This window comes from Sulfuricella denitrificans skB26 (assembly GCF_000297055.2).
Classification (GTDB): domain Bacteria; phylum Pseudomonadota; class Gammaproteobacteria; order Burkholderiales; family Sulfuricellaceae; genus Sulfuricella; species Sulfuricella denitrificans.
Genome location: NC_022357.1, coordinates 2,793,692 through 2,818,573 on the forward strand (window position 1 = coordinate 2,793,692; position 24,882 = coordinate 2,818,573).

A 24,882-nucleotide genomic window follows, 5' to 3' on the forward strand; every position below is an offset into this window, starting at 1 on the left:
GTTCAATTTGATCCGATTTGTTCTCTATCTGGCAACCAGATTGCAAATTTCGTGCCACCATCGGGCTGGTTGCTGGCGGTCACAGTCCCGCCGTGCAACAGCGCCACGTGCTGCACCACTGGCAGCCCAAGGCCGGTGCCATCGCTGCGGGTGGTGAAAAAAGGTAAAAAGATCTTGTCCATGACGTCCGGGTCTATACCCTTGCCATGGTCGGTAACCGAGATCTCCCAGCCTGGTGCGCCGCTGTCCGGGCTCGCTGCGCGGTCGAGAGCGATGACGATTACACCCTCATCAACGCTTGCCTGGGCTGCGTTGAGCAGCAGGTTGAAGAGGGCGTGCCGGATCAGGATCGGATCGACGGTGAGTACGGCCGGTTGCTCAGGTAGTCGAATTTCTACCGGGCAGTGACGGCTCTCGGTCTGGCGAAACAGCAGAACGGTCTCTTCGATCACCTGTGTCATGGGGGTGGGCATGCTTTCGAAGCCGGAAACCTTGGAAAACCGGAGCATGGATTGAATAAAGGCGTGGCAGTCTTCGCCAGCACGGTGTATCTCCGTCAGCAGTTCGCGGGTTCGAGCCGGGTCATCGGCTTCACGGGCGGCTAGTTGAGCTAGGTTCACCACTCCGACCAGGGGATTATTAAGTTGATGGGCGATCTCGCCGACCATCGTGCCCAGGGCGGAGAGTTTTTCAATTTGCAGGATACGTTGATGTTCGGTACCGAGGCGCAGAAGCTGGTGCTCGAGATCGTGCTGGCGCTGGTAATCCCGCTCGACCCGGTCAAGGGCGAAATAGAAAAGGCCCAGCACACCGGCGCCGGAGAGCAGGCTCAGCAAACTCACCGCAGTAACCGACTTCTGAAAGGTCTTTTGCAGCGCCGTAATGTCGCGCATCACCACCAGGTCACCGATGCGGCGCCCTCCGGCATCGTCTAGCGGCAGCATGGCCAGATGCAACACGCGGTTGCCATCCTTGAATACCTCGGTACCCCCTGCGCGCAGGCTGGCGAGGATGCTGTCGTTGAGGGCAGAGGGAACTTGTCTGGTGGTCTGCGCCACCGTCACATGGGAACCAAAACGATCCCAATTTCCTTGCCGGTTGAGTAGCGCCAATCCTTGATGCCACTGCTGCGGCAACAGGAAATGCTTGTCTACCAGCACAAACAAGTCCACCGACAGACTGTCGCGGATTTCCTCCACGAGATACTCGATCTCTTCGCCAATCTCGAGATAGCCGAGAATGCCATTTCTACCCCGCCATGGCGTCACCAGTCTCAACGTGAGCGTCCCCAGCGGTCCTAGCTCGAGCCCGTGCATCGATTTTCCCTGATCCCGTGCTTTGGTCATCGTCGACCGGTTGATCAAATCGCCAAACTCGCCAGGACTATGCAAGCGCAACAGGTTTACCAAGTCGGGGCCATTGAAGTAGAGATGCGTGATGCGATGGTCGGCGCGCAAGGTCTCAAATAGTGGACCGGCTTCGCGTATCAGCGCCTCGCGGTCTAAACTGGCGAATGCAACCTCGATGGCGCGATTGTCCATCATGGTACGCAACACGGCCTGCATCAGATTCGTATCCTTGCCGAGCTTCTGGTCGACCAGCTTTTCCACGGCAGTCATGCGTTCAGCGAGATCGCGGTCGCGAACCTGGACCTCTACGAAGTACGCCGTCGCCGCAAAAGCTCCCAGGATGAAGGTGAGCACGATAGCGAACGGCCCGATAAAGGCAGCCTTCACGCGTCGAGGTTTTTTACCAAGAGATGCTGATTTCACGCTCGAAAGTGTGCGCTAGTCTTCGGCGGGTTGCAATTCCTGTGAATGCTAGCCGTTCAATATGGCGCTTACCCTAATAATCAATATTAAGTTTTGTTAATTCAGGGGCATAATAAATCAATTAGAATTGAAAACCTGCTAAAAACCAAACTGGGCTTGAAGTCTGCCTTCCCGAAATACCGGGTGCGTAGTTGGGCACTGTTCATGCAACCTTGCCGATTGACGAACTGAATATGGACTTGACCGCGGTATACAGCAAAACAGCCAAGGGTGTGCAGGCCATCACCCAGAAAGGCAAGCGCTTGCCCGCCAAGCTCGCGCGAGCACTCAGCCTGGTGAACGGCAGGGCAACGGTCGAAGAAATTCTGGAAAAAGCCGGTGAGCCGCCCACCTCCACGCTTCCTCAGATCCTGGCCGATCTGGCTAAAGACGGCTACCTCAAGGCGGTTGCAAGAGAACCCTTTACCCAGTTTTCAAGCATTCCCGATAACTCAGCCTCCATGGTCGTTTCAGAAACCATCGACGAAACCTTTTTCAAGGTGCTGGCCGAAACCGAAGCTCGCAAAAAACTCATGAAAGAAGCTGCGGAAAACCCGCAGGAAACTCGGCAAAAGGCCCATGAAAAATCAGCGGCCATGGAGGAAGAGGAGGCAATGCGCCGAAAAAATGAGGCGCGGGAAGTTGCCGAAGCAGAAGAGCGTTCACGGCGGGAAGGAGTGCAACGAAAAATAGCCGAAGCCATGGCGCTGGAAGAAGCTTCGCTTAAGGCTCGCAAGAAAGCCGAGCTCCAGGCACTCCGGGAAAAAGCGGAAAAAGACACGGCCGAAGCCGAGGAACGAGCCCGCCGGGAAGCTCAGGAGCAGGCGGCCAAAGAAGCGGAAATCAGAGCGGCTGCGGCGCGCAAGACGCGGGAAGAAGCCGAAGATCGCGCGCAACATGAAGCGGAGAAAAAAAGAATTGCCGAGGCCAAAGCTCGCGGAGAAGCCGAGCGCAAGGCACGCGAGGAAGAAGAGGCCAGGATACTCCAGAGGAAAATCGAGAAGGATAGGGCCGAAGCCGAAGAACAGGCCCGCAGGGAAAAAGTAGAAAAAGAAAAAGCTGAGGCCGAAGAACGATTACGCCAGGAGGCCCAGGAGAAGTCCGCCAAAGAAGCCCGCATCAGAGAGGCGGCAGAACGCAAGGCACAGGAAGAAGCTGCAGAAATTGCGCTGGCAAAAGAAGAAGCAGAGCGCAAAGAAACGCGTGAACGGGAAGAAGCCGAGGCCAGAGCCAAGGCGGAGGCTGAGGAAGAAGCAAGGGCCGAAGCCCGGAGACAACTCAGGCTGGAAGCCCGCGCCCGGGAAGAAGCCGAGGCCAAAGCGAAAGCAGAAGCCGAAGCTCGGGCCATCATGGAAGCAGAAGAAAAAGCTCGGGCCGAAGAGGAAGCCCGGATAAAAGCCGAAGCCGAGGCCAGGGCGCAGGAGGAGGCCGAGCACAAGGCTCGCGAGGAAGCTGAAGCCTGGGAAAAGCAAGAAGCCGAAGCGCGGGCCATCGTGGAAGCAGAAGAAAGAGCTCGGGCCGAAGAGGAGTCACGGATAAAAGCCGAGGCTGAGGCCAGTGAGCGGGAAGAAGCCGAACGCAAAGCTCGCGAGGATGAAGAAGACAGGAAAAAGCGAGAAGCCGAAGTACGAGCCATCGTGGAAGCAGAAGAAAGAGCTCGGGCCGAAGAGGAGTCACGGATAAAAGCCGAGGCTGAGGCCAGTGAGCGGGAAGAAGCCGAGCGCAAGGCTCGCGAGGATGAAGAAGCCAGGGCAATAGCCGAAGTCGAAGAACGGACACGCTGGGAAGCCGAGGAAAAAATTCGCGCACAGGAAGAGGCGCTGGCAAAAGCCCGTGCAGAGGCGGACCGGAAAGCGCGGGAAGAGGCCGAGCAGGAAAAGAGAGAACGGGCAGATATAGAAGCCAGGGCCAGAGCGCTGGCTGATGCACGCGCCGAGGAAGCTGAAAAAGCCCGGCAAAAGGCGCTGGCAAAGCCCAGGAAATTCAAACACCCCATCAAATGGGGCAAGGCCGCCGCAATTTCGCTGGCAGCGCTGATTTTATTGCCGATCGTGCTGCTGCAAGTCATGAGCCTGAATATCTTCATCCCCCCCATTGAAAAACTGGCCTCGAACAGGATGGGCGAGCCCGTCTCCATCAGCTCCATGCGCGCCTCCCTATGGCCAGCGCCCCATCTGCAGCTTGAAGGCATCACCATCGGAAAATTGCGCGACATCAAAATCCCCACGGTCCGGGTCATCCCCGAACTAGCCGCTTTTTTCGGCGAAACTAAAATGATCAAAGCCATCCAGGTAGAGTCAGTCACGATCGATCAGGATGCCTTGACTCGGGCGATCGCCTGGGTTGGGCCAAGCGACAGCGCCGAAAAAATCCAGGCCCGCCGAATCGTCATCAAAACGGCAACCATTGATGTGAAAGGCATACCGCTACCCCCATTTGAGGTGGAGGTCGCGCTGGCGGAGACGGGCAAATTCGAGCAGGCAAACATCAGAAGTACGGACAAGAAAATCGAAGTGGCTATCACCCCGAAAAGCGAGGGGTTCGAAGTCAATATTGCCGCCAACGACTGGCAGCCCCCGCTCTGGCCGAATCTGACCTTCACCGAACTGCACGCCAAAGCCATGGCAACCTCGGGGAGCATGCGGATCAGCGAGATCGAGGGCCGACTCTACGGCGGCAAAGCCAAAGGCAACGCAACCATCAAATGGGGTGACTTGTGGAGCGCGGAAGGGGATCTCTACATTGAAAACATTTTGCTGGCTGGAGTGATGCCAGCACTGACGAACGACATGGCGCTGAGTGGCAAGCTCGATGCAAAAACCGTTTATTCGATGCAGTCCAGAGACCTGGGCACCCTCTTCGACAACCCCAGAATCAAGACCAGCTTTAACGTCCGCGATGGCGCCATCGACAACATCGACCTGGCACGCGCGATCCAGCCAAGAGCCACAGAAACCACCGGCGGCAAAACCCTGTTTGCGACTCTCTCGGGAAGCATGACGCTGGATAGGCAGCGCTATCAATACCGGCAAATGAAGCTCGCGGCAGGCCTGCTCACGGCCAGTGGCGAAGCCGACATCATGCCGGACAAGAAACTGACAGGAAAAACCAGCATAGAAATGAAATTGCCATCATCCACAATTCGCGCACGCCTGACCCTGTCTGGGGACTTGAAACAACCGGTATTACGTCAGTCAAGATAAGCCCTTCGAACCTCATGGAGTTCCACACAATATTGAAATGCTGGGCTTGAGCCTTTATTTCCAAGATTGAACAGCCAGCCTGCGAGAGAGGAAGATCGATGCCCCATCTAACGCCGGAATCCCTTCTAGCCCTGCTAGCCGAAGTCGAGACGGAAGACCCTATCGAGTTTGCCGACCTTCCCTACGATGAAGCGGATCTGAGAAACCTGGCCTGCCTGCATGTGGCTGAATTTCTGCAATCCGGGGAATACGCTGACATTAGCGTCGAAGATCGGGAGAAAGTGATGGCGGCCACGATGGCAAAATTGATCCTGGAAAATCTGGTGCTGAATGCCCGATTGCTGATATCCAAGAAGTAGAAGCAATCCGGCTACACAACGGTTCCAATACAGCCTATGAAAAACCACATAATTACCAGTGCGATGCGATACAATTCGGGGCGATTAATAACCCGCCTGATTAAACCATGATCACCCCTCCCGCAGCCTCCAACACCCGTGCTTCGTGCTGCGACGTACTGGTAATCGGTGGCGGACCCGCAGGCTCGACAGCTGCCGCGTTGCTGGCCGAGCGTGGCTACCGCGTGACTCTGCTGGAAAAAGCGCACCATCCGCGCTTTCACATCGGCGAATCGCTACTCCCCGCCAATCTGCCACTGCTCGAAAAGCTGGGCGTCGCTGAAGCCGTCAAGGCCATCGGCATGGAAAAGTGGGGCGCAGAATTCGTCTCGCCCTGGCATGATCACATACAGTCGTTCGAATTTGCCGATGCCATGGACAAATCCATGCCCATGGCCTACCAGGTGCGCCGCTCCGAGTTTGACGAAATCCTGATCCGCAACGCCAGCCGTAAAAATGCCCGTGTCGTGGAAGGCTGCCAGGTACAGGACGTTGATTTTTTACCTGACAATGCCGGCGCACTGGTTCAGGCCCGCCACGAGGACGGCAGCATCGAAACGGTACAGACACGTTTTGTACTGGATGCTTCAGGCCGCGACACCTTCCTCGGCAATCGCTTCAAAGCCAAGCAGCGCAACAAAAAACACAACAGCACAGCTGTCTACGCCCACTTTTCGGGGGTTGAACGCAACTCGGGCAAGGCCGCAGGCAATATCACCATATTCTGGTTCGAGCATGGCTGGTTCTGGTTGATTCCGCTGGCCGACGGCACGACCAGCGTCGGTGCCGTGACCTGGCCGTATTACCTGAAAACACGTAACAAAAAATCGCTAGCACAATTTTTTCAGGAAACCATCGCGATGTGCGCGCCATTGAGCGCGCGGTTGCAACACGCACAACTGACCTCGCCGGTTGAGGCCACCGGCAATTTTTCCTACATGTGCGACCATAGCCACGGCAACAATTATCTGCTGCTGGGCGATGCCTACGGTTTCATTGACCCGGTATTTTCTTCCGGCGTGATGCTGGCTATGAACAGCGCATTTGTCGGAGCCGATACCGTGGATATCTGCCTGAGCCATCCGCAACGGGCAGCTGCGGCACTAAAAAAATTCGACGCCGCGATGCGGATTGGTCCGAAGGAATTTTCCTGGTTTATCTACCGGGTGACCAACCCCACCATGCGCAATATGTTCATGGAGCCGCGCAACATTTTTCGCGTTAAAGAAGCCCTATTATCGGTGCTGGCTGGCGATGTGTTCGGGAAAACTCCGATTCATGGCCCTTTGAGGATTTTCAAAGGGCTGTATTACATGGCATCATTACTCAATTTCAAGCGCACATTGAAAGCATGGCAGATGCGTAAACACAACATCCGGATTGTGGATGAAACCGGCTCAGCGATGAACTGATGCACGACTCGGTATCTCCTTCGTATTGCGCAAACATGTCCATTGCGGCATTCCTGGAACAACCGGCAGAACAGAAAAACAGCATGCTGGGCGCCCTGTGTTTTTCTGCCGATGCTGTCGAGAGCCAGTGGCAAGCCGGCATGGAAGTTCCCTGCATGCGCGTTCCCATGCAGAGACTGGATGGCGGCGATTCCCTCTGCGAGATATGGCATGGCAGCGGACATCTGACGCAGGGTCAGAGTGGCGCCATTCGTTATCGCCATGACGATGATGTGTTGTTTGGCGTGGTCGCACTATCTGAAACAATGTTTGAGGCGGGCGCTGACAAAACACCACTGCAGCAGGCCACCGAGTCGGCTTATCGCCAGATTTTTGCGCTGCTCGATGAACTGCACTACCCGTACCTGTTCCGCTTCTGGAATTACATCGCCGACATTAACACCCACACTTTTGGGCTGGAGCGCTACCTCCAGTTCAACCTCGGACGTCAGGACGCTTTCCTTGCTCATAGCCGTGATGTGGTGGGGAATGTCCCCGCCGCATGCGCCCTGGGTTCAGCTCACGGGCCACTGACCATTGCCTTTTTAGCCGGCCGCGTGGCGCCGCTGAACATTGAAAATCCGCGTCAGATCAGTGCCTACCAATATCCACAACAATATGGCCCGCGTAGCCCGACGTTTTCGCGCGCCAGCCTGGTACGTCTGGGGCACGATGAAGTGTTGTTTATATCCGGCACCGCCAGCATTGTCGGCCACGCAACCCTGCACCCCGCCGATGTCGTGGCACAAACCCGGGAAACCATGAACAACATCAAGGCGGTGCTGGCCGAGGCAAATCGTCTGGCGAGCCAACCCGGGTTCGACCTGGCCAGCCTGTATTACAAGGTATACGTCCGCCACCCGGCTGATCTGGCGCAGATACGCGCTGAGCTGGCACACTGCGTGGGCGACGCGCCCAAAGCGGTCTATCTGCAGGCCGATGTATGTCGCCAGGATCTGCTGCTGGAAATCGAGGCCACTGCTGTGCATTCGTTAGCCGGTCAGCGAGTCTGATCATGCGTGCCGCATTGCGTGTGTTGCTGAATGGCTACGATTACCTGGTGCTGTATCTGGGCCTGGCTTGGTTGGGAATCCTGTGCATAACATGGACGCCGATTGCGCTGATTCTTTATCCGCTGCTGTCCGAGCACCGGGGACGAGCATTGGGACGTTACGTCACCATGATGGCGTTTCGACTTTACCTGGCCAGTCTTAGCCTGTCGCGCCGATGCAGCTTTGACATCACGGCACTGGACGCTCTGCGCGATGAACCGGCGCTGATTATTGCACCCAACCATCCGTGCCTGCTGGATGCGGTGATGGTGATCTCACGCTTGCCGAATGTCGCCTGCGTGCTTAAAGACGATCTGATGAATAATATTTTTCTCGGTGCCGGCGCACGACTGGCACGCTATATTCGCAATATCCCGGTGCGGCGCATGGTACAGCAGGCAACCCAGGATTTTGACTGCGGCAGCCATCTGCTGCTGTTCCCGGAGGGTACCCGCACCATCACGTCCCCGGTCAATCCATTCAAGGGCAGTATCGGTCTGATCGCGCTGCATGCACAGGTGCCGGTGCAGACTATCCTGATAGAAACCGATTCGAAATATCTGAGCAAGGGCTGGCCGCTGTTCCGCAAGCCGCCGATGCCGATCCATTACCGGCTGCGCCTGGGAAAGCGCTTTGATCCGCCGCAGCATACCCAGCGCTTCATGGCCGAACTGCAAGATTACTTTGCGCATGAGCTGGTGCAAGGTTCGGCGTTTTACCCGACCCACTCCCTGCCTACGCAGCCTGACCGTACCCTGCCATGACCGCTGCCTCGACGACGCATCTCGTTCTTATCCCCAGTTACAACCCCGGCGCCAAGGTCTATGAAACCGTGCGCTCGGCTCGCCAATACTGGACTCCGGTGTGGGTGGTGGTGGATGGCAGCAACGATGGCAGCGGCGATGGTTTGCTGGCGATGGCGGCGCAGGATACCGGCCTGCGCGTGATGATCTTGCCGCACAACCAGGGCAAGGGTGCGGCGGTGCTGCACGGCCTGGATCAGGCGGCAGCGGCAGGTTTCAGTCACGTTCTGACCATGGATTCGGACGGCCAGCATCCCCCCGAACTAATCCCCGCCTTCATGGCGGAATCCGCGCGCCAACCGGCGGCAATGATACTGGGCAAGCCGGTATTCGATGCCAGTGCGCCGGGCTTGCGCGTCAAGGGGCGACAAGTATCCAACTGGTGGGCCAACCTGGAAACCTTATGGGCAGGCATCGGCGACTCGCTGTTCGGATTTCGCGTCTATCCGGTTGAAGCGTTACGGCAGGTAATGCACCGTCAGCCGTGGATGCGTCACTTCGACTTCGATCCCGAGGCCGTAGTGCGCTTGTGCTGGTGTGGGGTCAGGCCGGTCAATCTGCCCGCCCCGGTGCGCTACTACCGTGCCGACGAGGGCGGCGTGTCGCATTTCCGCTACCTGCGAGACAACGTGTTGTTGACCTGGATGCACACGCGTTTGTTTTTCGGCTTTGTGTTGCGCTTACCCGTTTTGCTGGTAAGGCGTGCGCGGGAATGGTTTTGAGCCTGGTGGAACAGGAATGCCGATACGCGGCAGCCAGCGCCGCAGCAGCGGGCTGGTGATGACGGTGCTGAAAATCGCCATGATGACCAGAATGGTAAACATCTGCTGTGAGATCACCCCAAGGTCGTAGCCGACATTAATCACGATCAGTTCCATCAGCGCTCGCGTGTTCATCATGATGCCGAGTATCTTGCTTTCAATGCGACTCATGCCCGTTGCCCGCGCAGCAAGATAGGCCCCGCCAAACTTGCCTAACGTAGCGAGAAACACGATCAGCACACACCAGCCCCAGGCTGCGGAACTGTCCAGGCTGCCGATATTGGTACGCAACCCGGTATAAGTAAAAAAGATCGGCAAGAAAAACACCATCACGAACGGGCTGATGCGTGCGCGCCAAGTAGCCACGAAAGCATGTTCGTCATGCAACAGCACACCCATCATGAATCCGCCGAAAATGGCAAAAATTCCAAGCTGGTAAGTGATCATGGCAGACATGAAAATCGCCGCCAGCACGATCCCCAGCAGGTTATTGGTCAGCGCGCCGCTTCTGGCATCAAAGCGATGCAGGATGCGTTTCATCAACGGGCGTACAGCGAACCAGCTCACCACAAAGAACACCAGCACCAAAGCCACTTTCAGGGCAAAGCTGGCCGCATCAAAATTGGACAGCGTGAGGGTGGTGATCAAAGCCAGCAACAGCCAGCCGATAACATCATTGATCGCCGCCGCGCTGATGGCGATCACACCGATCGAAGTGCGTGTCATGTCGAATTCCATCATGATGCGGCCCAATATTGGCAGCGCCGTAATCGAAAACGCAGTGGCGATAAACAGCGCCGATGCTCCCGGATGTGCGCCGGGCGAGAGTATTGGCGCGCTGACCTGACCGATGCCGTAACCCAGCGCAAAGGGCGCAATCAGGCTGGCCGCCGCAACCCATAACATGGTCTTGCGGTGGCGGTTTTCGCTGAGGTGGGAAAAATCAAATTCCAGGCCGATCTGGAACATCAGCAGCACCAGGCCAATCTGCGACAGCATCTGCATCGGCTCGGGTGCACCGGAGTGGAACACGTACTGAAACAGATCGGGAAATAGCAGCCCGAATAGCGATGGTCCCAGCAATATCCCCATCACGATTTCACCGACCACCGCGGATTGGCGGATGCGCAACGCAATCGTGCCACCGATACGAGCCGCCAGTACAATCACGGCGAGTTGCAGCAAGGTGAAAAACAGCAGCGCTTCGGTTTTATGCGCGGCGACGTGAACGGCTGCGGTCATGGATTTAAATCATGCCGCCGTTGATGGAGATAATTTGTCCGGTTATATAGGCCGCCTGGGCTGAGGCGAGAAAGCCGATTAGGTCAGCGACCTCGGTCGGGCTGCCCGCGCGTTTCATCGGCACCATGCGCGCGATATCCTCGGCGCTGAACGCAGACTCACTCATCGAAGTATCGATAATACCGGGCGCTACCGCGTTGACAGTGATGCCGCGGCTGGCGACTTCCCGTGCCAGTGATTTGGTTGCCGAATTCAGTGCGCCTTTGGCGGCGGAATAGTTCACCTGACCCGCATTGCCGGTCAGCGCGGCAATCGAAGATACATTGATAATGCGCCCCCAGCGGCTGCGTATCATCGGCATCATCAGCGGCTGGGTGACGTTGAAAAAGCCGTTAACGGAGACGTCCATGACCCGATGCCACTGCTCGGCGCGCATGCCTGGGAACACCGCATCGTCATGGATGCCAGCATTGTTGACCAAAATCTGGATCGGCTGGTGTTCGACGAGTGGTGTCAGCACATCGGCTACCACTGCGCTGTCAGTCACATCAAATGCCAGCACCTGCGCACTGCCGCCACCGGCACAAATCTCATCGGCCAGTGCTTGTGCGGCCTGATGTCCGCGATGCGCATGAATGTAGACATGGCAGCCATCAGCAGCCAGACGTCGGCAGATGGCCGCGCCGATCCCGCCGCTACCACCGGTAACCAGCGCGTTTTTCATGGTGTGTTTCCTGAAGTGGGTGAGAGAGCCTCGGCATCGACCACGATTGCGGCGCGGCCTTCGAGCAGCAAGCGACCCGCTGCACTGACGCTGAACTGGTAAAGAATATTGTTTTCGCTGCGCGTAATGCAACTGGCTTCGACCAGCAGATCGGCGGCGATGTCGTCCAACCGGGGCACGTGTAGCTTGGTGCCGCGCACGCTAACCAGATAGCCGACCCGTGCGCTGGCACTGTCCGGTGGCGCCAGCAAGGCGCCATGTACGGCCATGGCCTGTGCTGCGTATTCGATACCGCAGGCGGAGCCAAGTCGGCCATTAGCGCGCAACGGGTTGTCGGCGGCGCGGTGGCTGATCGCGCGACACTGAATATGCTGCGGGTCCCAGTCCTCCACCCTGTCCAGCAAACACATACTGCCCTGATGCGGGATATGACGGGCAATCCAGGCGTGGTCAAATCCGGTTTGATTCAGCACGGCATGATTGCCACGGCGAGATGCGTGCTGTCGAGGTAATCCAGTACCACGTGTTGCTCTTGCCGCAGTGCAATAGCGCGCAACAACGGCAATCCGCGCGCAGCGGGGATGGCGATGCGCAAGGACTCAAGCGCGGCATCGTCGAGCCGGTCTGCACTGGCGTCAGTCAGGCTGACGGTAATTTTCGCCAGCGACTGTGCGCTGCGTTGCGGCGCCAGTACCAGTGCAATGCCGAACGCATCGGGAATAGGGCGGGCGCTGTAGAGCGGCTCCGGGTAAGCGGTGTCGCAGGCCAGCAAAACGCTGCAGGTGTTATCCACCACCACCTGGGTGAGCGCTTCCAGCAGACCCGCGCCGAAGCTCGCGTCGAAGGCGCTCAACACCGACGAGGTGGTCATCGCGCCGGTGGCGATACTCCAGTAGCCAGCGGCCGTGTTATGCACGGAATTATGAAAGCGGGTCGGGGAGATTTGCCGGTCATCCGAGGCAAGCATTTCACAGATGGCATGGCAATTTTCCCCGTCGCCGCCCGACGAAGAAAACACGCTGGGCAAGCTGGCCGCATCGAGGCCAGCGGCGGCGATGGCTTCCAGTCCCGTCGCCAGGGTGAGTTTGACGATCACGCCGCTGCGCCGGCGTTCTGCCGCGGGCAGCAACGCGGGGGGCGGCAGGATGGTCTTGTGCGGTTGATAGGGCTGCTGTCCGCCGAGAACCGCCTGACCGCTAGTCCAGTCGGTCAAACCGGGTCCGAGCAGGCCGATGCCTTCGACGTATGCAGTGAGAGTCGCGGTGAGTGTCATGGGTTAGCCCGGCCAAAAATCAGGCTGCAATTGGTGCCGCCGAATCCAAACGAGTTGCTGAGCACGCGCGCCACCGGCTGCTCTCGATTATCCAGTACATAATCGAGATCCAGCGCGGGGTCGAGTTGCCGGGTATTCAGCCCGGCGGGCAGCAAGCCGTGTTGCAGCGCCAACGCACAAATTACCGCCTCTACGCCACCGGCAGCACCCAGAGTATGTCCGGTCGCCCCTTTGGTGGAACTGCATGGCGTGGTCGAGCCGAACACGGCGGCCACGGCTTTCCCCTCCGCCGCATCATTGCTTGGGGTCGCGGTGCCGTGCAGGTTGATGTAGTCGATTTCAGCCGGCGCCAAACCCGCCATTTTGAGCGCATCCTGCATCGCCATGCGCGCACCCAGTCCCTCCGGGTGCGGCGATGACATATGATAGGCATCGCTGGATTCGCCAACCCCGAGCAGCAGCACCGCATCCGCGTTCAGGTGTTCCGGGGTGCGTTCCAGCAGCGCGAAAGCCGCCGCCTCGCCTATCGAGATGCCGTTGCGCTGCGCGTCGAAGGGGCGGCACGCCTGTTCGGAAATCAGGCCGAGCGAATTGAAGCCATACAGCGTCGTCAGGCACAGCGAATCGACGCCCCCCACCACCGCCGCATCGATCAGTCCTGCCGCCATCATCCGTCGTGCCGAGCTGAACACCTTGGCGCTGGAGGAACATGCCGATGACACCACCACCGCCGGGCCGGTCAGGCCAAAATAATGGCGCGTAAAATCCGCGACGGAAAAAGTGTTGTGCGTAGTGCGGTAAATAAAATCGGCGGGGAGTGCGCCAGTCACCGGATCGCGCCGCCGGTAGGCCAGCTCGGTTTGCAGTATGCCCGCAGTACTGGTGCCGATGAACACGCCGATGCGCTGCGCGCCATATTTTGCGATGGCCGCACGCACCGCCTCGGCAAAGCCGTCCTGCATCAATCCCAGCAACGCGAGCCGGTTGTTGCGGCAATCAAAGTCAGCCAGGTGCGCGGGAAGCTGCACCGCATCCACCCCCTCCACCTCGCCGATGAACGTCGCCAGATCCACCGTATCGAATGCGCACGGTGCCAGCCCGGCGCGACGCTGGCGCAGCGCGGCCAAGGTCTGGGCTAGGCCGCGACCGATGCTGCTGGTGGCGGTGAAATGGGAGAGATGGAGCGGGTTCAAAGGAAAATCAGCCTATCGTAAGTAAATGCGGATTTTAGCAAATTTCAGTATTTGGTCTGCATTAAATCGATGCATGGCGGACGTCTCCTATTGCACTCGCATCCAACCGATTTCTCCATGACAGATAAGCCCCCACCCCTCCCAGCACGAGACCGGCCATCACATCTATCGCCACATGCTGACGTGTGGCGATGGTGGAATAGACAATGCCGATACACCATGTTGAATTAACAATGAGTATCCACAGCGGCGCATAAAAACGGCGCAGCAAGTGATGTAGCCAGAACCCTGAAAAAACGGCTGTGGCGACGTGCAACGAAGGGCAGGCATTGCCCGAGGCATCCATGTTTTTAAGAAAATTCACGTCAGGATACTGAGCCCAGTCGATGTGGGCTGCGGGCACTGCCGTGGGCCAGAAGTAGAAGACGATCAGCCCGACAAGGCACGTCCCTGCCATGGCTAACCCGTAGCCATACAACTCGCGCCGCGTGGCCAGTAATGCCGGGGGCAGGGAAACATAGACCCACAGTGACAAATACATGGGCAAAGCCAGGGGCTGAAAGCCGATCACACGATCCAGCAAGGTAAAGGGCATCACTGTGGTCGGGTAGGCCGGGGTTTTCAGCAAGTAAAAGTAGGCACCGAAAAACAGGCTGATGAAAAGCGTCGTTCCGATGCTTTTCAGAGTTATCTGCTTTGGTATTACCGCTGCAATCTGGCGATACCAGGGTGTCTTCAGGCTCGTCATGTAAGGGCTAGCCGCAAGGTAACAAAACGCAGGTTGGCTGCTGTAGCGGCAGCCAGAACCGCGGGTAGGACTTCGAGAATTACCGGAGTGCCTTGGGGAGTTCGTGCCGCGTTACCGTCGTGCAACAGCAAAATTGCACCCGCCCGCAGATTGTGTAACAGCTTGTTTTTTACACGTTCGGCATCGCCAACCCGAGTGTCAAAACCGCGCGCCGACCAGCTGGCAAGCTGGAGTCCCAGCCGTGCAAGCACCGGGTCTAAAAAAGGATTGCGCAAGCCGGCTGGCGCACGAAAAAAACCAGGCCGCTGGCCGGTAATCGTGGTGAGCGTGTCTTGGGCGGCCTGCAATTCACGCGTGATGCCGGCACGGCCCTGTAGTGAAAAATGATGGCGGTGATGCTGGCTGTGGTTTTCCACGGCGTGGCCGCGACGCACGATTTCACGGCACAAGTCCGGGTAGCACGCGGCTTTTTCACCGATGCAGAAAAAGGTCGCCTGAACCGCGTAACGATCCAGCATGTCCAGCACCTGCGGGGTGACGACGGGATCGGGGCCATCGTCGATGGTCAGGGCGATTTCATTTCTGGCCGTGGCAGCGGCAGGCAGCCGTGTCCAGTTTGGCCCCAGCCAGTGGCTGCGCGGCCACAACCCGAGCAGCGTGAGCAGCGCGTGATTGGCCAGCACGGCGCCCAGCGCCCAGCGCCATTGCCCGGGTTCGGCGATGACGAGAACCAGGGCCAGCACATGCAGCGCGAGGGTTGCACGGATAAACAGCGTGGGTTGCCAGCGGGCGCTACGCATGGACTTTGCCATGAGGTTGTTTGGCGAAAATCGCGGAATAAATCAACGCCAGGATCACGCCGGGCGCCACGGTGACCCCCATGGCCTGCAATATTGATACGTTGGAAAATGCCAGCAGGCCGAAGCCTGCGACGGTGGTGAGGTTGGCAAACAGCATCGAGGCCAGGGTGCGCGGCGAGACCAGGCAATCCGCGCGATCAAAAAACAGGGCGTAATTGGATCCCACCGCGACCACCAGCAGCAAACCGACCAGATGCAGAATGATCAATTGCTGGCCGAACACGGCCAATCCCGCCGTGACGGTGACAACCGCGGCCGCCAGCGGCGCGATGAGGCGCACCACGTGCAGGGGCGAACGAAAAATCCAGAGCAGTAATCCGATAATGGCAAACAGCCCGCCTAGCGACAACAGGATGGCTTCATGCAAGTAGCCGGAATACAGACGGTCGGCCTCGGCTTTCATATCCACGAACAGCACATTGGGTAACCCCGTGGCGCTCAACACAGCGCGAATTCGGCTGGCGTTGATGTCAGCCCCATCCGGGGCGGTCAGCGGCAAGATGGCGCTCCAGTGAGTTTTTTGCTGGATGAGCAGCGCATCCACCGCCATCGCCATTGAGGTCTGTTCAAGATCGGTCGCTTGTAGCAAGGGCTGGTTGCGCGCGGCGGCGACGTCGGCAAGGAAGGGGGCAAACAGCGGCGCGCGCACCGGCAGCCCCTGAACTGCTTGTGCGAGGCGCGTTTCCAGCTCGGCTGGGGTGGGCAAACTGGCCTGGCGGGCGCGCTGCGTCGCCGTGCTGGGGAGATAACGGCTCGGGCTTTCAAATCCGCCGAGTTCGCCCTGATCAACCTGGGTTTGCAGTAGCGCGGAAACCTGTTCGGCAGACTGCAATACGGCTTCCCGGCTCGCGCCGGAGGCCATCACCAGATAACGCACGTCGGACGCGCCCATATCGGCGCGCAGGCTGGCATCCAGCGCCACATCGGCTTGCGATACCGGACTCAGCGAGGATATCTTGTCGTCCCACAAACCGGCGCGGTGCTGGACGAGAATGGCGCAGGCCACCAGCAGCAGGAACGCGGCCAGCCAGCGCAGTGCGGCGGCGCGCAGCACCAGACGGGACAGGGCCAGACCGATAGCCGAGACATCATGAACGTAAAACTTCGTCGGCAGCAGATGGGGCAAAACGAAGCGGGTCACCGTTGCGGCAGCGATCAGACCGGCAATCGAATACAGGCCGAGTTGCGCCAGGCCGGGGAAACCGGACAACAACAGCGAGGCAAAGCCGAATATCGAGGTCAGCACGCCGAGACGGATGGTGGGCCAGAAGCGCTTGATCCAGTTTTGCTGGTCTGAACCGCGCTCGCCTGATCCACCCTGGTCCGATTGCACAAACAAATAGATTGAATAATCCACCGCCTCGCCGATCAGTGCGGTACCGAATCCCAGCGTGATGCCATGCACCGTCCCGAAACCCAGGCTGACTGCCGCGACGCCGGCCAGCGCTCCGCTGATAACCGGCAGAAACCCCAATGCCAGTGCGGTAAAGGAACGATAAACCAGCAATAACAGTGTCGCGATCAGCGCCACGCTGATAAGGGACAGGCGGCTGACCTGGCTTTTGATCGCATCGCGCGATGTGACCGAAAATACGCCTGGGCCGGTCATCACCAGTTTAGCGGCTGGGGTTGCGCCGGCCGCCGTGTCGAATGCCAGCTGGATGGCGGCCATGGCGCGTTGCTGGGCATCGATATCCGAGCCGGATGCGCGTGTTTGCATCAGCATCAGGGCACGCGCGCCATCGCGCGATGCCCATGCGCCATCATCCATGCGCGGCCGATTACCGCTGTTGAGCTGGCCGAGCAACTGCACCATTTCACCGCTCGGATCGCGTGGCAGCAGCGACTTGACCAACAGCCCGGCAGGCGAGGCGAGCAGGTCGATGCTGTCGCTCAGGGCGGCGTGCAACCCGTCCACGCTGAAGCGTGCGGGCGTCACCGCGGGGCTGAGCAAATAGCGATTGTTGAACAAAAAAGCTCGGTCGCGCTCGGCGCTGACAGGCTCGCCGTTATTGACGCTGACAAAATCAGGATCGGCACGCAGCCGCTGGGCGATTTGTTTGGAAAGCCTGGCGCGGGTGGGCGCATCGGCGCCTGCTATGCCGACCAGAATCAGGCGCGAAGCCAGGCCGTCACGGATCTGCTCGAGCAGCAACTGTTGCTCGGGGGTGGGGCTGCGCGGAAAGAATGCCGACAAATCCGTCGTGAACTGGCTGCGGCTGATGACGATGCCGCAGGCGAGGATAAACGCCAGCCACAAGGCGATCGCAGTTCGTCCACGCCGCGCTGGGGTGGGAACTGGGGCTGGACTCACTGTGCGGCCAACTTTTCGATCAGCATCAGCGAGCTGTCGCCATCGGCCTGGGTGATTTCGATGCTGCGCACTGCGTCGCGTACCCCGGCGATACGGATGCGCTTGACCACTGCCTGCATTTTTTCATCCACCGGCAGGAGTTGCAGAGTCCAGCGCTCGACAGTGCCCTCCAGGCTCAACCGGTAATTGCGTTCCAGCGCCTTGCGATCCCCGGCAAGGGTACCGCGGATACTGTCGATGAAAGCGGCAAGTTCCGGGTAATCCTGCAATTGCAGATGGTGTTTCTGGCGTCCGCGTTCGATGATCAGGGTGCCGGCATCCACCGTCATGGATTCAGGCTTGGGTTTGAGCGTACGTTTTTCCAGATGGTCGGGGGCCACGTAAAACAGTTCCCCGGAGGATTCCACCGGCTTGTCGAGCATGGCGATGGATTTTTTCTCGACAAAGCTGGCATGGCCGGAACGGTTTTGCGCCAGACCCCGCATGAGCTGGTCGATATCCCAGTCGGCGGCGTGACTGATGGCAGGCAACAGCGCCAGTGCAACGAGCAGGCGCGGCAATAAAACAAGTAGGCGGAAAGATAGCATCATGATGAGGGAGGCGTTGCAGCAGGTGCGGACTGCCAGAAATCGAAAAAGTTAAACCAATTATAAGGCGCCTTGCGGCAGTAATGGTCCAGCAGTGCAGCATAACGGGCAATGGCCGCTTCTACGGCGGCACCGCGCTGCCCGCGAGCAACGTCGGAAAAATCCGCCAGGGGTTCGAAATGGATGGCGTAACGGTTGCCGCCCAGATACAACCCGGTCATGAATACCACCGGACGCCGCAGCAATGCGGCCATGCGAAACGGGCCGACGGGCAGACGGGCCTCTACGCCAAGAAATTGCACCGGGTTCAGCGTGTCGTCGCCGGGGGTGCGATCCGCCAGCATGCCGACCACACAACCATCATCCAGGCGCTCGCGTACCTTGAGCATGGAATCGATGTGCCCCAGGCCGATGATATCCTTCACCGCCTCCGGATTGATCGCTGCCAGCATGGCATTAATTTTTTGGGCGTTATCTTCGTGCATCAGCATGGCGACGCGCAAATCCGAGTGTTTCCAGCCTATCGCGCGGATTACTTCAAAGCTGCCCAGGTGCGCCCCTATCAGGAACAGGCCTTTGCCGTCGGCAAGCAGGCGCCGTAACGTGTCTTCGCCGTGTACTTCAAATTCGAACAGGTCGAAGCGGCGATTGACCAGATAGACGCGGTCATGGATGGTGGCGGCAAAGGTAAAAAAATGCTGGTACAGATCGCGCCAGCGGGCAGGCCGGCCTAACGCACGTCCGAGATAATGGCTGGAAGCGCGCCGACTGGCCGGGGCAAACAGCAAAAAATAAGCGGCGATCAGGTGCACTACGCTGCGCGCCACGCGCCGCCCCAGGCGCAGTGAAATCCAGGTCATAACGCGCAACATCAGCATGTTGCTGCGCTCCGGGGTTTGCGCCCATGAGGCGTGGCTGGCTGTCGGATCAGGTGTCATACCGACGCTCCCGGCACGATACTGCCACTGGCGATTTTGCGCGCACCCGCCAGGATGTCGAACCGTATCGTTCCGCTGGCCGAGACGGCATGCTGGATCAGTAGTTCATCGCCGGGACTCGCGGGGCTGAGAAACTTGACTGAGCTGATCTCGCACAGATCCAAAGCAATCCCGCTGGTATCGGCGATTATTTGAAGCGCCACGTCCAGCAGCACGACACCGGGGAGGATGGGGGTGCCGGGAAAATGCCCGGCAAAGGCAGGATGATCCAGCGGAACCGTCCAGTGCGCGGCGTTATTCATGCGGATTTCCGTGCGCTGTAAGCCTGCAGCAAGGCCTGCAATGCGGCTCGCGGCAGTTTTCCGGTGCTGTTGCGAGGCAAGGCATCCACAAACACCAAGGGACGCGGCAGAAAAACCGGGTCAACACGCTCGCGCAGCGCCTCCAGCAGGGTCGAGGCCGCCATTCCTGGTGCCACCACGCAGGCAGCCAGCCGGGTGACATGGTCGGGGCTGGTTTCATCAGGCATGTAAAAAGCACCATCCACCACGCCTGGCAGGCTATTGAGCTGGTGATCGAGGCTCGCCAGGGAATGTCGTTTCCCCGCGATATTAACCAGATCGGCCATGCGTCCGTGGAGTAAAAAACGCTCTTCGCCAATCGGTTCGATGATGTCGCTCATGGCAATCGGGGTCTCGACGTGGCCGCCGCAAGCGCGCACGCAGTCAGCCTCCACGGCCAATTTTATCCCGGGAAGCAATTGCCATTCTGCGCTTTGCGTGGGGCTGCGGGTCGCGATCAGGCCGGTTTCTGTGCTGCCGTAGATTTCCATCAGCGGTGCATTGCAACGTGACTCTATCTCCTGCGCAAGTTGGGCCGACAGCGGCGCAGTGGCGGATACTACCCGTGAGATCTCCGGTAGCTCCAGTCCCGCATCCAGCAAGGCGCGCAGATGCACGGGCGAGGACACCAACACTCGCGGTGTCGGCACTGCCGCCAGTGCCTGGCAAATATCGGCCGGGTAAAACGGCTGCGCATGGCTGAGTGCGTTGCCGCTGAGCCATGCCATCAGTACCGTGGATTCAAACCCGTACATGTGTTGCGGCGGCACCGTGCCTATCAGTGTGCAGGGTGTGTTGTGCAGCAACCCCAGGCGCAATGCCTCAGCCTGCACACTGCCGACCAGCGCGCCCCAAGTCTTGGGATGCGGTTGCGGCATGCCGGTCGAACCTGAAGTAAATACCACCGCGATGCGCTGCCTGACATCGATTTGTGGAATTTCGAATTGATCCAGTTGACCACCATCCATGACCGGGTATTTCAGTTGGGGCAGATCCACCGCACAGTGATCACTATCCGTCAGACAAAACACATCCGGTGCAAAAATCTTGATCTGGCGGACAACTTCAGGGGTATGGGTAGACGGCAGCAGGCTGACTTTGCCGGTCACAATGGCAGCGGCCAGACCCACGCTGAAGCGGTAGCGGTCGCTGCACATATTGAGCAGATGGCTTCCCGCGGGAAACCGGGCAGCAAGCTGACGGGCCTCGGCCAGGAACTGGCGCAACGTGACTGCGCCATCGGCACGCCAGGCGATGATGCTGTCCGGGGAGACGTGTGATACCAGCGGCAATGAAGACATGATTAAAGCGGTAACGACTAGCGTGGGCGCGCCGAAGTGTTCCTGTATGCCCGCACCGCATCGAGGATGCGCGTCTGCCGCATTTCGGGCAGCACCCACCGGCGTATCCAATATTCAGCAATGAACATCAATGCGACCAAAGGCAGCGTCAGAAAATTGGCAAAAAACGACCATATCACCAACGGCGCCAGAAAAAACAGCCCGGTAGAAACCAACGCCATCACGGCAAAAAACAGGGTCCAGGCGACCGTGACCTGACGTGCGTAAAGTTCATGCTGCGGCGTCAACGGCGCATGCACCGCCTCTGCGAAGCGTGTACAGAGCGGTTGCCGCCCGGCGATCAAGGTACGACCAAAAGTCATGAACAGGATGAGCTGCATACCCACATTTTGCAGCCAGTAAACCAGCCCGAAATGCTGCTCAAGCGCCGACCATCCGGCCCATAGTGCGACACACGACAGCATTAGCGCACCCAGCATGATGACGCGCCGAGGAGAATTCCAGGCCAGCACCAGAGCAATCAATACTACGGGCGCAATGGCCACCAACGCACCCAGATTACTGTTTTGCGCGGATTCGTTGGTGTAATGCGCCAGCAGCGGATAGCCGATCACCAGCGTGGCGATACCCAGCCAGCGCAAGATACGGCGTGTCATTTAGAGGGTTCTCTGTGAGGCAATATAGTCGGAGAGGCTGCGCAACGAACTGAAAATATGCTGGTTGTCTGCGCTGTCGGTACGCAGTTGCAGACCATAACGCTTGGAAATTACCAGCGCGGCTTCCAATATATCAATCGAATCCAGGCCCAAACCCTCGCCATATAATGGGGCATCAAGGTCGATTTGATCTGCTGTAACCTCAAGGTTCAGACCCTCGATCATCAACTCAGCAACTTCACGTTGCAAATCGGCTGTACTAGAGACAATAGGTTTTTGGGTTTCTTGCATGGTATTTGGTTACAACTTGCCGTTACGGTTTAAAAATGGAAGCTGGGCACCCCTTATTTTGGGGTGCCCAGCTTGTATCAGAATGGTGCGCCCGGCGCGATTCGAACGCGCGACCCTTGGCTTCGGAAACCAATACTCTATCCAGCTGAGCTACGGGCGCATTGTGAAAATCAGGCGCAAATCATAGCGGTTTTTTACGGCAACGTCCATGCCGGACTTTTGCAGTTGACTGAATTACCGTTATAATTACGGGTTTTCGACATTACACAAGACAAGGATTTCCCCATGAGTGGCCACGAAATGAAAAAAACCACAGTTACGCAATTCCTGCTCGCCCTGGTAGGTGCGCTGATCCCGGTGCTGATCGTTGCGTTCCTGATTTTCAAATTGGTCATGGGCATCCAGACCACCCACGTTGACGCTGTAGATACCCAAGCGGCAACGGAAGAAATTACCAAACGTCTGAAACCAGTAGGCGAAGTTGCCATCGGCGAAGCCAAGCCTGATGCTGGCGGCGTGGTGGATGGCAAGAAAGTCTACGAAGGCCTGTGCCAGGCTTGCCATGCTACCGGCGCTGCGGGCGCACCGAAGGCTGGCGACAAAGGCGCCTGGGGTCCGCGTATCAGCCAAGGCAAAGACACCCTGTTCAAACATGCCATCGGTGGCTTTACCGGAAAATCCGGCGCGATGCCGGCTAAAGGCGGCAACCCGGCTCTGTCTGACGATGAAGTAAAAGCTGCGGTGGAACACCTGATCGGACTGTCGAAGTAAAAACTCCTCACCCCCGATCCTCTCCCCCGTTGAGGAGAGGATCGGGGTGGAAGCTTGAAATGGATTCGGAATAAGGGCGACTTTTTAGTTGCCCTTATTTTTTCAGCATCGCCTTCATGGCCGCCATCGCTGCCGCGCCTTCCGCTTTCCGCACTTCCGGCGCGCTTTCCCGTCCGCTGATGCGCAAGTCGTCCTGCGCCAGTTCGGCGATGAAGCGGCTCGGCTCGCAGGCCTGCCATTCGCGGCCGCGCTTGCGCTTCGAGCAATAGCTCAGGGTCAGGCCGCGCTGGGCACGAGTAATGCCGACGTACATCAGGCGGCGCTCCTCCTCCACCAGACCGTTGTCGATACATTCACGGTGCGGCAGGATGCCGTCCTCCACGCCGACCAGGAACACATGGGGATACTCCAGCCCCTTCGCCGCATGCAGGGTGGACAGGCGCACCGCATCCAGATCCTGGCTGTCGCGGTTATCCAGGATGTTGATCAGGGCGATAGTCTGGGTCAGTTCGATGATGTTCTTGCCGTCCTCTTCGCCCTTCTTCGACAGCCAGGCAACGAAATCCCGCACGTTGTTCCATTTGCTTTCCGCCGCGCGCGGCTCTTCGCTGTCGAACAGGTGCGCCTCGTAGCCGATCGCCTTGAGCAGATCCTCGATGATGACCGCTGCGGATTCCCGTTCGGCTCGGAATTGCAGATTGTTGATGAACTGGCAAAACTCCATCAGGGCATGGTATTGCCTGGTGCCGAGCTGGTTTTCCGCACCGGCTTCGAAGGCGGTGGCGAACAGGCTCTGGTGGCGTTGCGCGGAATAGTTTCCAAGCTTTTCCAGGGTTTGTGTGCCGATTCCTTTTTTCGGCGCAGTGACGGCGCGGATGAAAGCCGGATCGTCGTCGCTATTGGCCAGCAGACGCAAATAGGCGATCACATCCTTGATCTCGGGCTTGTCGAAAAACGAGCTGCCGCCGCTCAGCTGGTACGGGATGCGCTCGTTACGCAGCTGCTGCTCGAACACCCGCGCCTGATGGTTGCCGCGATACAGAATGGCGTAATCGGCGAAGCGGGTACGATGTTCGAACTTGTGCGCCAGCATCCGCATCACCACGCTCTCCGCCTCGTGCTCCTCGTCCTTGGCGGCCATCACATTGATCGGGTCGCCGAGACCGAGGTCGCTCCATAATTTCTTCTCGAACAGCTTGGTGTTGTTGGCGATCAAGCTATTCGCCACGCGCAGGATGCGAATGGTGGAACGGTAGTTCTGCTCCAACTTGACCACGTGCAGACGATCGTAGTCCTCGCGCAAGGTGTGCAGGTTCTTGATGTCCGCGCCGCGCCAGCCATAGATCGCCTGGTCATCGTCACCCACCGCGGTAAAAGCCCCGCCGCTGCCGGTCAGCTGCCGCAGCAGCTGGTACTGGCAGCCGTTGGTATCCTGGTATTCGTCGATCAGCAGGTAGCGCAGCTTGCTGCGCCATTTTTCGAGCACTTCGGGAACCGTGCTGAACAGTTCCACCGGCAGGCGGATGAGGTCGTCGAAGTCCACCGCCTGATAGGCGCGCAAGGTGTCCTGGTAGGCCAGGTAAGTTTTTGCGGCATGCTGCTCGAGGTCGTTCTCGGACTGATTCAATGCTAGGTCGGGCGAGATCAGCGAGTTTTTCCACAGCGAGATGCGCTGCTGCACGCCCCGGATTTCGCCCTTGTCGGTGGTCTTGATGATATCGCTGATGATCTGGGCCGCATCGGCGGCATCGAATATCGAGAACCGCGGCTTGTAGCCGAGGTGCGCGGCATCCTTGCGCAGTATCTGCATCCCCAGCGAATGGAAGGTGGTAACGGTCAGCCCCCGGCTGGGCTTGCCCTGCAACAGCTTGGCCGCGCGCTCGGACATCTCGCGCGCTGCCTTGTTGGTGAAGGTGATGGCGGCGATGTGGGCAGGCGAAAAGCCGCATTCCTCGATCAGGTAGGCGATCTTGTGGGTGATCACGCGGGTCTTGCCACTGCCTGCGCCGGCCAGCACCAGCAGCGGACCGTCGAGATATTTCACCGCTTCGCGCTGCGGGGCATTGAGATGGGAAAGCATTAAGTGCTGAGTCCTGAGTGCTGAGTGCTGAGTAGCACTGGCGCTAATTTTAACACATGAGCAATACGACCCCTGTAAAATACC

23 protein-coding genes and 1 tRNA gene are annotated in these 24,882 nt (G+C 58.6%); 7 read left to right on the plus strand and 17 right to left on the minus strand.

The features are described from left to right. Positions 1-2: 2 nt before the first annotated feature. Positions 3-1,736, minus strand: a complete 1,734-nt coding sequence (locus SCD_RS13595) for an ATP-binding protein (RefSeq protein ID WP_009207492.1) — start codon at positions 1,734-1,736, stop codon at positions 3-5. A gap of 269 nt (positions 1,737-2,005) precedes the next feature. Here SCD_RS13595 and SCD_RS15900 point away from each other — a divergent pair, with 269 nt between their 5' ends. The 6 genes from SCD_RS15900 (at position 2,006) to SCD_RS13625 (ending at position 9,440) form a co-directional block, all read left to right on the plus strand. Beyond that, complete coding sequence (locus tag SCD_RS15900; RefSeq protein WP_009207491.1) at positions 2,006-5,014, plus strand: hypothetical protein; 3,009 nt, start codon at positions 2,006-2,008, stop codon at positions 5,012-5,014. A 98-nt stretch (positions 5,015-5,112) separates the two neighbouring features. After that, positions 5,113-5,373 (plus strand): hypothetical protein, encoded by a 261-nt coding sequence (locus tag SCD_RS13605; RefSeq protein ID WP_009207490.1) that lies wholly within the window; start codon positions 5,113-5,115, stop codon positions 5,371-5,373. A 107-nt stretch (positions 5,374-5,480) separates the two neighbouring features. Then, positions 5,481-6,824 carry an NAD(P)/FAD-dependent oxidoreductase gene (locus SCD_RS13610; RefSeq protein ID WP_009207489.1) on the plus strand — a complete coding sequence of 448 codons (1,344 nt, stop codon included), beginning with the start codon at positions 5,481-5,483 and terminating at the stop codon, positions 6,822-6,824. Between the two features lie 35 nt (positions 6,825-6,859). Then, the gene (locus SCD_RS13615; protein ID WP_041673514.1) at positions 6,860-7,876 is read left to right on the plus strand and encodes a chorismate transformation enzyme, FkbO/Hyg5 family; all 1,017 of its coding nucleotides are present in this window, start codon (positions 6,860-6,862) and stop codon (positions 7,874-7,876) included. A gap of 2 nt (positions 7,877-7,878) precedes the next feature. Further along, on the plus strand, positions 7,879-8,679 hold the full coding sequence (locus SCD_RS13620; RefSeq protein WP_009207487.1) for a lysophospholipid acyltransferase family protein: 801 nt from the start codon (positions 7,879-7,881) through the stop codon (positions 8,677-8,679). After that, complete coding sequence (locus SCD_RS13625) at positions 8,676-9,440, plus strand: glycosyltransferase family 2 protein (RefSeq protein WP_009207486.1); 765 nt, start codon at positions 8,676-8,678, stop codon at positions 9,438-9,440. Before SCD_RS13620 ends, SCD_RS13625 begins: the two co-directional genes overlap by 4 nt. Here SCD_RS13625 and SCD_RS13630 read toward each other — a convergent pair. The 15 genes from SCD_RS13630 to SCD_RS13700 form a co-directional block, all read right to left on the minus strand. Beyond that, positions 9,399-10,721, minus strand: a complete 1,323-nt coding sequence (locus SCD_RS13630; protein ID WP_009207485.1) for a cation:proton antiporter — start codon at positions 10,719-10,721, stop codon at positions 9,399-9,401. The genes SCD_RS13625 and SCD_RS13630 overlap by 42 nt on opposite strands. 4 nt (positions 10,722-10,725) lie before the next feature. Beyond that, positions 10,726-11,445 (minus strand): 3-oxoacyl-ACP reductase FabG, encoded by a 720-nt coding sequence (fabG, locus tag SCD_RS13635; protein WP_009207484.1) that lies wholly within the window; start codon positions 11,443-11,445, stop codon positions 10,726-10,728. Continuing rightward, entirely contained in the window at positions 11,442-11,918 is a 477-nt protein-coding gene (locus SCD_RS13640) for a hotdog family protein (protein WP_009207483.1), read from the minus strand. Before SCD_RS13640 ends, fabG begins: the two co-directional genes overlap by 4 nt. After that, positions 11,912-12,718, minus strand: coding sequence for a beta-ketoacyl synthase chain length factor (locus SCD_RS13645; protein ID WP_009207482.1), 807 nt, complete (start codon positions 12,716-12,718; stop codon positions 11,912-11,914). Before SCD_RS13645 ends, SCD_RS13640 begins: the two co-directional genes overlap by 7 nt. Further along, positions 12,715-13,911 carry a beta-ketoacyl-[acyl-carrier-protein] synthase family protein gene (locus tag SCD_RS13650; protein WP_009207481.1) on the minus strand — a complete coding sequence of 399 codons (1,197 nt, stop codon included), beginning with the start codon at positions 13,909-13,911 and terminating at the stop codon, positions 12,715-12,717. Before SCD_RS13650 ends, SCD_RS13645 begins: the two co-directional genes overlap by 4 nt. A gap of 61 nt (positions 13,912-13,972) precedes the next feature. Next, positions 13,973-14,659, minus strand: a complete 687-nt coding sequence (locus SCD_RS13655; protein ID WP_009207480.1) for a phosphatase PAP2 family protein — start codon at positions 14,657-14,659, stop codon at positions 13,973-13,975. Next, complete coding sequence (locus SCD_RS13660) at positions 14,656-15,459, minus strand: polysaccharide deacetylase family protein (RefSeq protein WP_009207479.1); 804 nt, start codon at positions 15,457-15,459, stop codon at positions 14,656-14,658. Before SCD_RS13660 ends, SCD_RS13655 begins: the two co-directional genes overlap by 4 nt. After that, entirely contained in the window at positions 15,452-17,833 is a 2,382-nt protein-coding gene (locus SCD_RS13665; protein ID WP_041673516.1) for an MMPL family transporter, read from the minus strand. Before SCD_RS13665 ends, SCD_RS13660 begins: the two co-directional genes overlap by 8 nt. Further along, the gene (locus SCD_RS13670; RefSeq protein WP_009207477.1) at positions 17,830-18,423 is read right to left on the minus strand and encodes a LolA-related protein; all 594 of its coding nucleotides are present in this window, start codon (positions 18,421-18,423) and stop codon (positions 17,830-17,832) included. Before SCD_RS13670 ends, SCD_RS13665 begins: the two co-directional genes overlap by 4 nt. Then, a complete protein-coding gene (locus tag SCD_RS13675; RefSeq protein WP_009207476.1) occupies positions 18,420-19,358 on the minus strand; it encodes an LpxL/LpxP family acyltransferase in 939 nt (312 codons plus the stop codon). Before SCD_RS13675 ends, SCD_RS13670 begins: the two co-directional genes overlap by 4 nt. Then, positions 19,355-19,660, minus strand: coding sequence for a hypothetical protein (locus tag SCD_RS13680; protein ID WP_009207475.1), 306 nt, complete (start codon positions 19,658-19,660; stop codon positions 19,355-19,357). Before SCD_RS13680 ends, SCD_RS13675 begins: the two co-directional genes overlap by 4 nt. Further along, positions 19,657-21,099, minus strand: coding sequence for an AMP-binding protein (locus tag SCD_RS13685; RefSeq protein WP_232504409.1), 1,443 nt, complete (start codon positions 21,097-21,099; stop codon positions 19,657-19,659). Before SCD_RS13685 ends, SCD_RS13680 begins: the two co-directional genes overlap by 4 nt. Then, positions 21,018-21,656, minus strand: coding sequence for a COG4648 family protein (locus SCD_RS13690; protein WP_009207473.1), 639 nt, complete (start codon positions 21,654-21,656; stop codon positions 21,018-21,020). Before SCD_RS13690 ends, SCD_RS13685 begins: the two co-directional genes overlap by 82 nt. Next, the gene (locus SCD_RS13695; protein ID WP_009207472.1) at positions 21,657-21,947 is read right to left on the minus strand and encodes a phosphopantetheine-binding protein; all 291 of its coding nucleotides are present in this window, start codon (positions 21,945-21,947) and stop codon (positions 21,657-21,659) included. 83 nt (positions 21,948-22,030) lie between these two features. Continuing rightward, positions 22,031-22,107 (minus strand) — tRNA-Arg (locus tag SCD_RS13700). Between the two features lie 125 nt (positions 22,108-22,232). On the opposite strand from SCD_RS13700, the gene SCD_RS13705 reads away from it, so the two are divergent. Beyond that, positions 22,233-22,718: a c-type cytochrome gene (locus tag SCD_RS13705; RefSeq protein WP_009207471.1), complete on the plus strand. Its 486-nt coding sequence runs from the start codon at positions 22,233-22,235 to the stop codon at positions 22,716-22,718. A gap of 94 nt (positions 22,719-22,812) precedes the next feature. Here SCD_RS13705 and SCD_RS13710 read toward each other — a convergent pair whose 3' ends face one another. Beyond that, entirely contained in the window at positions 22,813-24,798 is a 1,986-nt protein-coding gene (locus SCD_RS13710; RefSeq protein WP_009207470.1) for a UvrD-helicase domain-containing protein, read from the minus strand. Positions 24,799-24,882 lie beyond the last annotated feature (84 nt).